This is a genomic window from Bacillus sp. M6-12 (assembly GCF_002860285.1).
Classification (GTDB): domain Bacteria; phylum Bacillota; class Bacilli; order Bacillales; family DSM-1321; genus Peribacillus.
On record NZ_PGVF01000004.1, the window covers coordinates 148,874 to 162,456 of the forward strand.

The window sequence follows — 13,583 nt, forward strand, 5'->3', positions numbered from 1 at the left end:
ATTGTCTATAAAAAAATAAAAGCACCCGGAAAAACCAATGTCGACTACTGCATAATAAGTATTAAAACTGTATACTGCTTCTTATTCTTTAATATAAAAAAGCCAGAAGCAGCTGCTCCTGGCTTGTATTCCGATTATTTTTTTATTGCCCTGAAAACACGGTAACCCAGTTTATCCCCATAACTGAGGATTAATTTTTGATGGGCTTCCATCACTTCATCCATTTCCGGGTCGGACTTTTTAATACTGGCAGGCTCTTCATATTCGCCTTCTTCCAGTTCTTCAAAAACGGAATTAGCTTTTATCATTTCTACAGATTGAAACCCGGCAATTTTAAAAGCATTCATCCATTCCTGCTGAGTAAATATGTCGCCCATTTGATAAAAGTCTTTAATTTCAGCTTTTTCCTTTTTGCTAAGTGCCTGCTCTGCAGTTAAATCCACAGTGAGCAGCACACCGCCCGGCTTCAGCACCCGGAAATATTCTTGAAGCGTTTTAGGAATGCGGGTAAAAATAGTCGAGGACTCCGCTATAACATAGTCGAACGAATCCTCCGGAAAAGGGAGGCGTTCTATATTTGCTTTTAACACTTTGACTGATAGCTGTTCATCTAAAAATTTCCTATTGGCCGTCCTAATCATTTCAGGATGATTATCAACAGCGTACACGATGCAAGAAAAAGCTTTAGCGAGATAAGAGGATGTTTGGCCTGTTCCACATCCGGCATCCAGCACTCTTGTGTGGGTGCTTATCTTCTCATTCCGCAGCAGTTTTTTTGTAAGCGCCATTCCTCCTGGATGAGCTCCCTCAATCTCGTAAAATGCCAATGCATCTTGATATGCGCTACTCATAGCCTCTTCTCCTCTGCAAAAAAATCTACATGGTTTATCGTATGTAGATGCCTAAGCTAATGATACTCATCCAGCCCTTTAGAAGAATTCGTTACAAAACATGAATTTCCGCTCCCTTTCTTATGGTATTCATCCACTCAAATTAAAAATTTGGACATACCCTGAAGTAAGTTTCATTTATGGGGGTGAAAAGAACATGTCAGTATCACGTTATCACGGAATGTGTACCCGCGGAATTGGCAGGGCCGTTGAAATTACAACAAGGGATGGCCGCAGACATAGAGGGATTATTGACCGGGTAAGTTCCAACAGGGTATATCTCCGCCCGTTCAGCGGCAACTATGGAGGATACGGTTATGGCTGGGGCTGGGGCTGGGGATTTGGAGCAGGGATTTTCCTGGGAGCCATTACTGCACTGGCTTTCATTCCGTTTTTCTGGTAATGAGATTTAATAGGTTATTTAGAAAGGTACCGCTTTGCAGCCGGTACCTTTTTTACTGGAATTGGAAATGTTTGTGATTGCTAGTTTTTTTTAAAACTAACGGGGCAGTTAGCTTAAAAAGAAAAACGTGAAACTTTCTTACTTATTGTTCCGTAATTTAATAGAAGGGGAGTGATGAGTTGGAAAATAAAAAGTTCTATAATTCAAAAATCCAAATGTTTGTAATATTAATTGTTTCTTGTCTGTTGTTCATCATGACGGCAGTGGCTATTTATTCTTATTTAGGTAATGAAATGAATTGGCGTTATTGGGCAGGACTGACTCTTGCTTTATTAGTTGAGATGTTTTTCTTATATATGGTTGTTTATTCGTTTAAACAACTAATAATTCCCACATTACTTATAACTTTGTCTGAAACAGGTGTAATCGTTGCGCAAGATAAAAGAAACGTTGAAATTGGATGGGGAGATATAGATTCTTATATGATTTGTCGAACCCCTAGCCTAAGTGGCGGCTCTGTTAATTTTTATATTTTCCTGAAAGATGGAATTGCCGCTTCAACTATTCCGAAGGAGATTAAAATTGATTTTAATCATATGAAGAACAAACAAAAACTGAAAGCAGCCTTCGATGAAAAGGATATTAAAGAACTTCCACCTGATTATGAAGTCGTTAAAAACATTAAATGAGCCCTATAAAGACAGGGACATTAGGCCAAACTATATGGCAGAGTGCTAATTCAGCACTCTTTTTCTATATTAATGGCACTCAGTATAGTTCAATTCCTTACCCAATACTATAAGAGGTTTTACGGATAAAGCGAGGACCGAAACGATTTTCATTATTATTTTTATGTTTAGGGGTTCAGATTCTAAGTCCTGGGTAAATAGGTTATTATCTGTTCAATGATCGAGGGGGAAAAGAATTTGGAACGCAATCATACCATGATGCAATTTTTCGAGTGGCATGTGGAGGCAGATGGAGCCCATTGGAACCGCCTGAAGGAACTGGCTTCTGAGCTGAAGCGGCAAGGAATCGATTCAGTGTGGATTCCGCCAGTCACAAAGGCCATTTCGGGAGATGATAACGGCTACGGTGTCTATGATTTATATGATCTCGGCGAATTTGATCAAAAAGGCACTGTCCGAACGAAATACGGGACTAAACAGGAACTGCTTGATGCAATCGCAGCATGCCGATCAAACGGTATTTGTGTCTATGTTGATCTGGTTATGAACCATAAGGCTGGGGCTGATGAAACGGAAGTTTTCCAGGTCATTGAAGTGGACGAGGAAGATCGGACCAAGGAAATTTCAGAGCCATTTGAGATTGAGGGCTGGACTAAATTCACTTTTCCTAATCGGGGTGATAAGTATTCTTCTTTCAAATGGAGCTTTGAGCATTTTAACGGTACAGATTATGATGTAAAAACAGGGAGAAACGGCGTTTTTCGAATCGTGGGAGAAAATAAATCGTGGAATGAAAATGTAGACAATGAGTTTGGAAATTATGATTATTTAATGTTTGCCAATATAGACTATGACCATCCTATCGTTCAGCAGGAAATGATTGCCTGGGGAAAATGGCTTGGTGATACTTTACAATGTGACGGGTATAGACTAGATGCTATAAAACATATCAATCATGAATTTATCAGGAATTTTACGGCCGAAATGCTTCAGCACTGCAGTGATAAAGAGTGTTATTTCGTAGGGGAGTTTTGGAAGCCTGACCTTGCAGCATGCCAGGAATTTTTGAACAAGGTTGACTATAATATCGATCTATTTGATGTAGCTCTCCATTATAAATTACATGAAGCATCAAACGCTGGAAGTAATTTTGATCTAACTGCCATTTTCGATGATACGCTCGTTCAATCCCATCCTCTCCATGCAGTTACTTTTGTTGACAATCATGATTCTCAGCCTCATGAAGCGCTCGAATCCTGGGTTCAGGACTGGTTTAAGCAAAGTGCCTATGCCCTGATTCTGCTTCGGAAGGATGGGTATCCTTGCGTCTTTTATGGAGATTATTTTGGCATAAATGGACCGGAGCCTATTGAAGGTAAAAAAGATGCCATAGACCCTCTGCTTTATGCCCGCCACCACAAATCCTATGGGGAGCAAGAAGATTACTTTGACCATCCAAATACCATTGGGTGGGTGCGAAGGGGTGTACCTGAAATCAAATATTCCGGCTGTGCTGTTATTATTTCCAACGGAGAGGATGGAGAGAAAAGAATGTTTGTTGGTGAAGAACGAGCCGGAGAATCATGGACAGACATAACCAATAATCGGGAAGAACAGATTATCATTGAAGACGATGGGTTTGCAACATTTCTGGTTAATGGAGGAAGTGTTTCAGTGTGGGCACTAGCGGAAAAAAGCTAATCCCCTTTAACCTAAAAAGCATCCATACAGAAAAATATGGGTGCCTTTTTGTCTTATATATTGTTAGGTCAAATTTAAAAGAAAGGCCAGCTGACTAGCCCTGCTTTAATTCAGCATCGCTTTCGGCTTGTTTATATTCTGAAATCACAATTCTCCTCCCTCCCATATTTATTAGACGAACAAAAACAATATGGAGGTTCACTTTCGGAGACAAACCACATTAATTTAGCACGGTGAAGTGGTGGCATAAAGGATGAAAGGTTGATATATTAATTGAAATATTTTTTTTAGAACAGCAAACCTGAATGAATAGAATAAGCGGTTCAGTATAGGGGAAATCCCCTATATTGAACCGCTTCTTTTTTCCTTCTGCCTTTACATTTATTGCGAAACTTTTGTAATCCGGCCTTCTGTTTTATATTCAAATGGTTTAGGTAATGTTTTTACAAAATCAACTGTCGCCTGTAAATCCTCAGGTCCGACTTCTAAATCTGCAGCAAGGGTTCCAATACCGTACTTTGTGTTTCCATACATATAGTTGTTAACTACAACTGTATATTCTTTCGTTTTATCAATCTTGCTGCCGTCCGGCAAAAACACATCGATAACTTTTCCTGTTTTCGCAGCAGGATCATAGGTGTACGTATACTTAAATCCAGCAACATGGAAGTCAAGGCCACGAGCGGTGATTTGATTATTTAATACCGTTTCCAGATCAGCACCGCTTAACTTTACTTTATTCAATACATTTCCAAACGGCTGAATGGAGAACAAATCGCCAAATGTGACTTCACCAGCTTCAAGCTGGGCACGGACACCTCCACCATTCATTAAAGCAAAGTCAGCATTCATTGCAGTTTTCATTCCATCTGCAATTAAGTTACCAAGCGCAGTGTCGCCAAAATCCCCTGCTGTAGAAGGATAGCCGGTTTTTAAAGTTTCCTTGGAATTTCCGACAACCTCTGCCTTAATAGGAGCTACTAGGTCCTCATACTTTTTCATGATCGCTGAAACCTTTGGATCTGGCGTGTAATCCTTTTGGAAAACTGTTACCACTTCCGCTTCCTTCTTTACGATGTCACCTGTTTTTGCATCAAGCTCCAAGTCCACATCAGAGAACGCTGAACCGTAAGAGTAAGCTTGGACAATTAATTTTCCGTCTACTACTTTGTCCACATTAACGTGATTATGGGCAGCAAAGATTACGTCTACTTCATCGTCTATGTTTTCAGCAATTTTCGTAGCGTCAAAGGCATCACCATTTCCACTTTGGGTGGTTGGGTTATGGGCAAGTACAACAATTGCCTCCACGCCTTTTTTCTTCAATATTTTTGTATATTTATTGATGGCGGCTACTTCATCCGTAATTTGCAGTGTTTCATTTCCTTTTTTGACAATCATATTAGGTGTTTCTTGTGTAACAACACCAATGAAACCAATTTTCTTACTGCCAGCTTTTTTAGTTGTATAAGGTTTGGTGATCAGTTTTCCAGTTGCAGTGTCAAAGGCATTAGCTGCGACAACAGGAAAGTTCATGCCATCATAGCCTTCCGTCCCTTTTGGATGGTCGCCTCCTTTGATCATTCGCTGCAATTCTGCGATTCCCTCATCAAACTCGTGGTTGCCAAGTGTACCTACGTCAAAGCCCATTGCTTCCATCACTTCAACAGTAGGTTCATCCTGGAACAGGGCAGAAACCAGCGGGCTCCCGCCAATCATATCACCTGCATGAACCAGAAGCGTATTCCTGTTGGAGGCTTCACGCTGCCTGATAGCTGCAGCGGTATATTCCATGCTTCCTGCAAGGTCTGTTCCTACTTTTGTATCTGTATCAAGCTGGCCATGAAGATCATTTAAGCCAAGCAATTGCACGTGGATATTTTGTTTATGCGAGAGCTTTGCTTTTGAATTCTTTTGATAATCAGAAGGTTGGATCTTTGCTGCTACTGTACTTTCGTGGGTTGAAATGAAAGGAGCTGCCAGAAGTGTTAAAGCAAGTGTTGCAGATAATACATTCCTTGCACTGCGATTTCTTTTGTCCATCATTATTCACCTTTCGTTTGAAGTATAGTTTTAAATATGATATTAGTAGAAACCTATTAATAACTATATCAAACAAGCAAAATTAGCTGTGTTAAATTTCCCTGTCTTATGTAATGCTAATTTAATATTTTTGTAAAATTATGATTTACACCTTAATGTAATTGATCAGTGAATTTTATAAAGGACAAAACAATTTCTGAACTTCCATACATATACTTAAAGAGTCTGTTTTTTACGCATCAAGAGCGAAGGAAGTGAACAGAATTGTCCGGATATAATCCTGAAGAACAATACAGTTACTTGCCTTCTGATAATCCAAATGACCAAAATAATTATCAAGCTTGGTAAGATCAATACATTCAGTACGATTATCAGCCGACAGTCTATTCTAACCAGTATAATTTTCAGCCCCAATACAACCAATCAAACTACCAACCTCAATGTCAATCCAGTGAGCTTAATAATCAACCACCACTGGAAGCCTTGACCCATGCCTATCGGCAACTGCCTGCTCAGCCGTATAGTTCAATCGATCAATTGCCGGCTGACCAATTCATCCGGACAGTTTTTCAGCAGCCGGATTACCAACAATCAAATTACATGTGCCAGACTGTTGAAAGGCAACGCCAGAGATTTCACCAGTTCAGGGCGATAAAGCCTTCCACTAGGGATGAATTGGTCGTTACTCAAGGATTTCAATATGATATTGTCGCTACCTGGGGTGAGGACATAGGAAATGGCGAAAGATTCGGATTTAATAACGATTTTAATTGTTATTTTGGGAACAATCCGAATGAGGGCGTTCTTTGGGTCAATCATGAGTATATTGGCAATCTGGGGATTTATGTTTCAGGTTATATGGGTGAGGGTCAACGGACCGCCGAACAAATTCGAATTGAAAAATATAATGTGGGCGGTTCTGTAATTTATATAAGAAAAACAGATAAAGGAAAGTGGAGCATTGTTAAGGATTCCCGTTATAATCGGCGAATTACAGCCAATACACCAATCAATTTAACAGGACCAGCCAGGGGAAGCGAGGCTGTTACTGAGCAACACAGGTGATTGGAACATTTGCCAACTGTTCAGGTGGAAAGACGTTATGGAATACTGCATTGAGCGGTGAAGAAAATTATGAAGGCATGGTAAAAGATTGGTCTCCCCCCCAAAATCCAATGGACATTACCCATTATGGCTGGATTGTTGAAATTGATCCGTTAGATCCAAAGTCAACACCGAAAAAACATACAGCATTGGGCCGTTTTGCCCATGAAAACGCTGCAATGACAATTGGAAGAAGCGGACGTGTTGTCGTTTATTCAGGTGATGATTCAAACGATCAATGTGTTTATAAATTTGTCAGTGACGGAACTTTCAAGCGTGATGCAGGAAAGCAAAACAGCCAGCTGCTTGAAAAAGGAACCCTTTATGTAGCTGATTTTGGAAGTGGAAAATGGGTACCGCTGGATATTGAGAAGACACCTGCCTTACAAGAGAAATTTAGTTCTCAGGCTGAAGTATTGTTTAATACAAGAGATGCTGCTAAGCTTGCCAAAGGCACACCGATGGACAGACCGGAGCTGCCCAAATAATTGCTGAAGCAGACTTATTAAGCCAGCTTTTTATTAATCTGAGTGTTATTTTTCTAAGTGACTGGCATTCTCCCAAGCTTCTGGCTTAAGAAAATTCAAGAGGATTGCAAAACAAGCTTTATCTTCCTCAACATGGAAAGCGGGTGTCCGCATGGACAACCCGCTTTTCACTTAACGATCTCTTCCTGTTCGAGCATTTCTATATCCTTAGCCGAATACCCCAACTCGCGCAAAATCTCTCCATTGTGCTGTCCCAATAATGGGGCCGGCCTCGAGATATGGCCGGGGGTTTCTGAAAATTTAGCCGGAAAGCCTAATGTTTGAATGTTCCCTGCAATTGGGTGCTCGTACTCAAGGACCATTTCCCGTTCCCTGATATGAGGGTCATTCAAGGATTGATCATAGGAATAAATAGGGCCGGAAGGTATGCCGTATTTATCTAGCAATTCCAGCCAATATCCTGAACTGCGGCCGGCCAATACTGACTCTATTTCCTGTTCGAGGGCAGCAGCGTTTTCATTTCGCAGACTATTTGTTGCAAACCGCTTATCCTCGAGCCATTCTGGTTTGCAAATGACATTCAAACAGAATGATTCCCAAAGCTTTTGATTGGCTGCCCCGATTAATATATAGCTATCCTTTGTTTTAAAACCCTGATATGGCGCGGAAACCCTGTGAGCCATTCCATTTCTTTGGGGAATTTCCCCTTTTCCGAAGTAAGCCGCTGCCTCCCACACCGTCCAGGCAAGGCCAGAATCAACAAGCGACACATCAATGTATTGTCCTTCTCCGCTTTTCAGCCGGTGAATATATGCTGTAAGGATCGACTGAAGAGCTGTTTCTGCAGCCGCAATATCATGAATTGCGATGCCAACCTTTACCGGCTTTCCATCTCTTTCACCTGTCATTTCCATCAGCCCTGACATCCCCTGGGCCATTATGTCAAAACCGCCTTTATTACGATACGGGCCTGTCTGGCCATAACCTGAGATGGAACAATAAATCAGTCCTGGATTTAGCTCTTTTAATATATCGTAATCAATTTGAAGCTTCTTTGTTACGCCCGGACGATAATTCTCGATGACAACATCAGCGGTCTTGATAAGATCGTAAAAAATGCTTCTCCCCTGCCCGCTTTTCAGGTTCAGCCGCATTCCCCGTTTATTGCGATTGACCATCATGTATGCATAGCTCTCGTTATTAATATATGGGCCCATTGTCCGGGTATCATCGCCGTTTGGAAATTTTTCTATCTTAATGACGTCTGCTCCCATATCTCCGAGGACCATTGTACAGTAGGGGCCTGCCAGCACCTGCGATAAGTCAATTACTCTCATGCCCTGTAAAGCTTGCTTCATCTATATAAGCCCTCCTTTTCAATCCTGCTTATTTCCGGAAGATTTTTATGTTAGGAAGATTTTTTATAGCTGAAACACCCGCTAATGAGATAGAAACGTTTGTTTCCTGAATAAAATTTTCGAGTACTTTTTCGACGCCTTTTTGTCCGCCGACAGCTAACCCGTATACAAAGGGGCGCCCGATAAATACAGCATTTGCACCTAAAGCGAGTGCCTTTACCACATCTGACCCGCGGCGGACCCCGCTGTCAATCAGTACCGGAACCCTTTTGTCCACTGCCTCGACTACATGAGGAAGGGCATCAACGGCTGAGATTACACCATCCAGCTGTCTGCCTCCGTGATTGGAAACAATAATGCCATCTACGCCATTTTCAACAGCAATCTTTGCGTCTTCAGGATGCAGTATTCCCTTCAGTATAATAGGCAATGTCGTTCTTTTTTTCAATTCTGCAACATGATTCCAGTTAAGTCCCGGGTGATGAATATTATCAAGAATTCCTTGAATGACTGAGTCAGAGTCTTGGTTTGGCAAAGAGGCTAAAAAGGCAGGATCTGTCTCGTAATTTGCTTTTCCGAACCCAAGCTTCAGAGGCGAAAAACGATTTCGCATATCCTCTTCCCTCCAGCCAAGCATAACCGTATCAACTGTTAATACAATCGCCTCGTATCCCGCTTCCTCTGCCCTTTTCACCATGCTGAAGGAGATCGCTTCATTGTTTGACCAATAAAGCTGGAACCATTTGGGGCCATCAGAAGCTTCAGCTACCTTTTCAATTGAATAACTGGCGACCGTGCTTAATACGAACGGAAGCTCATGCTTTGCAGCCGCTTTAGCAACGGCAATGTCAGCTTCCTCATCTGCAAGCTTGAGCATGCCGACAGGGGCAAGAAATATTGGATGGGGAAATTTCCGTCCGAAGAGCGTAACACTTGTATCTAACCCTGAAACATCACTTAACACCCTTGGCATAATGGAGTAATTCTTAAATGAAGCTTCATTACTTCTGAGAGTCTCTTCTCCGCCCGCACCAGAGCTGACATACCCATAAGCCCCCGCAGACATTTTTTGTTTCGCCCCCTGTTCAAGCTCTTCATATGAAATCGGAAAATAGTCATCTGAACTGATGTTTTGTAATAACGCGTCCACACTTGTTGTATTCATAGCCTTCCAATTCCACCCTTCACGAAAACCGCGGTTTTCTTTTTTCTAAAAAAGCTTGGATGCCTTCTTTATAATCATCCGAGTTATAGGACTCTAACACAGCTTTGGATATGTATTCATCTTCTTCTTTGGCACCATCCAAAATGGCCTGGATCACCTGTTTAGTTCCGGATAATGCAATAGATGACTTTTCAGATAGCTGCTTTGCGAAATTATTCATTTCTTCATAAATCTCATCACCTTGGTGAAGAAAATCAATTAACCCGAGTGTTTTCGCTTCGGCTGCTTTTACTAATTTTCCAGTATAAAGTAATTCCTTGGCTTTTGAGGGTCCTACTGCATCCATAAGTCTCTTTGTACTAGTTAAATTGTAGACAATCCCAAGGTTGGCAGCTGTTATCCCAACCAGGCTGTCTTCTGATGCAAAACGAAAATCACAGGCAAGCGCCAGCTCAAGTCCCCCGCCTATAGCGAGACGGCGGATTAGAGCAATGGTTGGCTTGGGAAACCGGTACAGCTTTTCCACCGCATATAGAGCCTTATCATTGTATTCCTTTGCTTTCTCGTCAGAGAGACGGAACTCAAGGAATTCACTGATGTCGGCACCAGCCGCAAAAGCGGTATCATCCACTCCCCGGATGATTAGGAGCTTGATACTTGAGTCCCGTTCAATTTCATCAAGCAATAGAGGCAAGTTTTCAAACATCGCCAGCGTAAAGGCATTCTTTTTTTCAGGACGGTTGATTATTAGCGAAGCAATCGCGCCATCTCTCTCGATATAAAGTTCCTTTGACATGATACAACCTGCCTTTAATCTTTTTTTAGACGGGCTGACAATCTATTCCCGATTGTCTGGATGCTTTGAACAAGGATAATCAGGATTAATACGGTCGCATACATGACATCAACCTCGTAGCGCAGATGTCCAAAACGATAGGCCAAATCTCCGAGCCCTCCAGCTCCAACAAGTCCTGCCATCGCAGTTGCCCCAATTAATCCCACAGTTGCAATGGTCAATCCAAGAATGATGGATGGCCTAGCTTCACGAAGCATAACATGCCAGATGATATGCCTTGTAGGGATCCCCATTGCCTCGTAGGCTTCAAGCACTCCGCTATCGACTTCCAAGAGGGATGATTCCATCAGTCTCGCAATATATGGAGCTGTATAAATGACAAGAGGCACGATTACACCCTGTACACCAATCGTTGTCCCGACAATCAGCTTTGTAAATGGAAGAATGAAGAATAAGAGGATGATGAATGGTACAGAGCGAATAATGTTGATAAGCAGATTTAATAGCTGATATACCCACTTGTTTGCCATGGCCTGGCCCGGACGTGTCAAGACTAGTAAAATACCAAGGGGAATGCCAATTACAACCGAGAAGAGAAGCGATATCCCGACCATTTGAAATGTTTCCACCATCGCTTCTCCAATAATCGGAAGCCATTGTTCAGTAAATTGTTGAACTCTTTCCAATGCTTATCCCTCCAATCCCTCGATGCTAACCCCTTTTTCTTTTAAAAATTGCAAGGAGTCTCCGATATCTTTTTGGTCACCCTCGAGATGGATGACAATATTGCCAACGATGCCATTCTTCAGCTCAATAATATTAGCCGTTAAAATATTTGGGCTAACATTAAATTGCTTACTTACTGCTGCCAAAAGCGGCTGCCCTGTCGACTCTCCGACGAAGGTAAGCCTCTGGACTGACCCGGTTACCTGTAATTGATTGATGAGCGACGGCGACAGTTTTCGCTGGGCAATTGTATTTAAAAATTTCTTTGTTGTTTCCCTTTCCGGTTTAGTAAATAGTTGAATCGCTGTTCCCTGTTCGACAATGTCCCCATTTTCCATCACATATACGTAATCACATATTTTCTGGATTACATTCATTTCATGGGTGATCAAGAGAATCGTGATCCCCAGCTCTTTATTGATTTTCAGCAGCAGATCCAGGATAGAATCCGTTGTTTCTGGATCCAATGCGCTTGTCGCTTCATCGCTTAACAGGATTTCCGGTTCCTGAGATAAAGCCCTTGCAATTGCAACGCGCTGTTTTTGCCCGCCGGATAACTGGCTCGGGTAGGAATTTACCTTGTCGGAAAGACCCACAATATCCAGGTACTTTTTTACGCGGTTTTCTACCTCGGACTTATTGAGTCCAATCAGCTTTAATGGAATTGCGATATTATCATAAACTGTCGCCGTTTTCAGCAAATTGAAGCCTTGAAAAATCATGCCAATATGCTTTCTTTTTTCCGCCAGCTTGCCTGATGACAAAGATGTAATTTCTTCCCCGTTTATCAAGACTCTTCCTTCTGTCGGCTTTTCCAATAAATTTACACAGCGGATCAGCGTACTTTTTCCGGCGCCGCTATAACCAATTACGCCATGTATCTCACCCTTCTTTACATGAAGGTTTACATCTTTAACTGCTTCCACCCTGCCCTTTTTCGTTTCAAAAACCTTTGAAACATTTTCAAGTACAATCATGAGTTCACTTCCTTTCAAGAAATGCGTAAGCGCCCTGGAAAAATGGACGGTCGGCTAAGTTCTGGCACGTCCTGTGCCAAACGTCGACGTCAGCACATCCTCTTTCTAAAAGAGCTCGAACCATATGGTGCTATGCCATATGGTTCTGCTTTCTGTCTTTTCATCTAGCCTCACAAGAAGGGTATTATTCCCAGCCAGGCAGGATAGAACCTTTAAATTCTTCATCAATGAATGCCTTGACTTCGTCTGTATGGAAAGCCTTTAGCACTTTTTTAACAGCCGGATCGTTTTTATTTTCGTCTCTTACAACAAGCCAGTTCACATATGGTGACTCAATTGGCTCAAGGAAGATTCCATCTTCTTTCGGACTTAAACCGGCATCAATAGCAAAGTTCGTGTTAATCGCTGCTGCATCCAGTTCAGGCAGCTGTTTAGGAATTTGGGCTGCTTCCAGCTCAACAAACTCGATTTCCTTAGGGTTTTCTTCTAAATCATGAATCGTTGCTGTTTCCCTTTTGTCTTCTTTGATCTTAATCAGCCCTGCTGCTTCAAACAGATATAGTGAACGTGTACCGTTTGTCGGGTCGTTTGGCAAGCCGACTTTTGCTCCGTTTGGCAGGTCTTCAAGACTTTTGAACTCGTTTGAATAAATTGCCATAGGGTTTAAAATTGTCTTTCCGACAGCTGATAAATGAGTGCTCTTATCTTTGTTAAATTGATCCATGAATGGCTTGTGCTGATAGCTGTTCATATCCAGCTCACCCTCTTCAAGCGCAGTGTTCGGCATAACGTAATCAGAGAATACCTTTAGTTCAATTTCTAAACCATCTTTGGCCGCAACTTCTTTTACCTTTTCTACAACCTGCTCATGCGGGCCGGCCGTAACACCAATAACAAGCTTTTCTTCACTTAACTGATTTTCTTTTTTATCACTGCCTGATGCAGTGTCTTTGCTTCCGCATGCCGCCAATACTCCAATTAGTAAAATAAACGACAAAATAAATGCGAACTTTTTCATGCAAATTCCCCCTAAATTTTTTAAGTATGCCAACCTGCATATTTGATATAAAAGGTAAAAAGCCTCCCTTCAGAAGAAGAGAGGCGCACGTGTAAAATAAGTTCGTCCTCTCTCATCTTTCAAAACACAATGTGTTTTGCAGGATTTAGCACCTTTCCATGTTTAGTACATGAACGGTTGCCGAGCTTCATCGGGCCAGTCCCTCCGCTACTCTTGATAAGAGAT

13 protein-coding genes and 1 riboswitch are annotated in these 13,583 nt (G+C 41.8%); of the genes, 5 read left to right on the forward strand and 8 right to left on the reverse strand.

Annotated features, from left to right (window positions below):
- Positions 1-134: 134 nt before the first annotated feature.
- Positions 135-851 (reverse strand): class I SAM-dependent methyltransferase, encoded by a 717-nt coding sequence (locus tag CVD28_RS07305; protein WP_101591710.1) that lies wholly within the window; start codon positions 849-851, stop codon positions 135-137.
- Between the two features lie 196 nt (positions 852-1,047).
- Here CVD28_RS07305 and CVD28_RS07310 point away from each other — a divergent pair, with 196 nt between their 5' ends.
- From CVD28_RS07310 to CVD28_RS07320, 3 genes are all read left to right on the forward strand, one after another.
- Complete coding sequence (locus CVD28_RS07310) at positions 1,048-1,293, forward strand: hypothetical protein (protein ID WP_101591711.1); 246 nt, start codon at positions 1,048-1,050, stop codon at positions 1,291-1,293.
- 179 nt (positions 1,294-1,472) lie between these two features.
- Entirely contained in the window at positions 1,473-1,982 is a 510-nt protein-coding gene (locus CVD28_RS07315; RefSeq protein WP_101591712.1) for a hypothetical protein, read from the forward strand.
- Positions 1,983-2,219: 237 nt separating this feature from the next.
- Positions 2,220-3,683, forward strand: a complete 1,464-nt coding sequence (locus CVD28_RS07320) for an alpha-amylase (RefSeq protein ID WP_101591713.1) — start codon at positions 2,220-2,222, stop codon at positions 3,681-3,683.
- A 381-nt stretch (positions 3,684-4,064) separates the two neighbouring features.
- Here the strand turns inward: CVD28_RS07320 and CVD28_RS07325 are convergent, their stop codons facing one another.
- Positions 4,065-5,726, reverse strand: coding sequence for a 5'-nucleotidase C-terminal domain-containing protein (locus tag CVD28_RS07325; RefSeq protein WP_257985790.1), 1,662 nt, complete (start codon positions 5,724-5,726; stop codon positions 4,065-4,067).
- A 483-nt stretch (positions 5,727-6,209) separates the two neighbouring features.
- Here CVD28_RS07325 and CVD28_RS07330 point away from each other — a divergent pair, with 483 nt between their 5' ends.
- Both CVD28_RS07330 and CVD28_RS07335 read left to right on the forward strand, forming a co-directional pair.
- Positions 6,210-6,791 (forward strand): alkaline phosphatase PhoX, encoded by a 582-nt coding sequence (locus CVD28_RS07330; RefSeq protein WP_101591714.1) that lies wholly within the window; start codon positions 6,210-6,212, stop codon positions 6,789-6,791.
- On the forward strand, positions 6,788-7,318 hold the full coding sequence (locus CVD28_RS07335) for a PhoX family protein (RefSeq protein ID WP_101591715.1): 531 nt from the start codon (positions 6,788-6,790) through the stop codon (positions 7,316-7,318). The genes CVD28_RS07330 and CVD28_RS07335 overlap by 4 nt, the downstream gene beginning before the upstream one ends.
- Positions 7,319-7,485: 167 nt before the next feature.
- Here the strand turns inward: CVD28_RS07335 and CVD28_RS07340 are convergent, their stop codons facing one another.
- From CVD28_RS07340 to CVD28_RS07365, 6 genes are all read right to left on the reverse strand, one after another.
- On the reverse strand, positions 7,486-8,676 hold the full coding sequence (locus CVD28_RS07340; protein WP_101591716.1) for a CaiB/BaiF CoA transferase family protein: 1,191 nt from the start codon (positions 8,674-8,676) through the stop codon (positions 7,486-7,488).
- Between the two features lie 28 nt (positions 8,677-8,704).
- On the reverse strand, positions 8,705-9,841 hold the full coding sequence (locus CVD28_RS07345) for an alpha-hydroxy acid oxidase (RefSeq protein ID WP_101591717.1): 1,137 nt from the start codon (positions 9,839-9,841) through the stop codon (positions 8,705-8,707).
- 19 nt (positions 9,842-9,860) lie between these two features.
- Positions 9,861-10,637, reverse strand: coding sequence for an enoyl-CoA hydratase/isomerase family protein (locus tag CVD28_RS07350; protein ID WP_101591718.1), 777 nt, complete (start codon positions 10,635-10,637; stop codon positions 9,861-9,863).
- A gap of 14 nt (positions 10,638-10,651) precedes the next feature.
- Positions 10,652-11,269: a methionine ABC transporter permease gene (locus tag CVD28_RS07355; protein WP_101591749.1), complete on the reverse strand. Its 618-nt coding sequence runs from the start codon at positions 11,267-11,269 to the stop codon at positions 10,652-10,654.
- 57 nt (positions 11,270-11,326) lie between these two features.
- Positions 11,327-12,340: a methionine ABC transporter ATP-binding protein gene (locus CVD28_RS07360; protein ID WP_101591719.1), complete on the reverse strand. Its 1,014-nt coding sequence runs from the start codon at positions 12,338-12,340 to the stop codon at positions 11,327-11,329.
- 184 nt (positions 12,341-12,524) lie between these two features.
- Positions 12,525-13,358, reverse strand: a complete 834-nt coding sequence (locus CVD28_RS07365) for a MetQ/NlpA family ABC transporter substrate-binding protein (RefSeq protein ID WP_101591720.1) — start codon at positions 13,356-13,358, stop codon at positions 12,525-12,527.
- A gap of 109 nt (positions 13,359-13,467) precedes the next feature.
- A riboswitch (SAM riboswitch) is annotated at positions 13,468-13,581 on the reverse strand.
- Between the last annotated feature and the right edge of the window lie 2 nt (positions 13,582-13,583).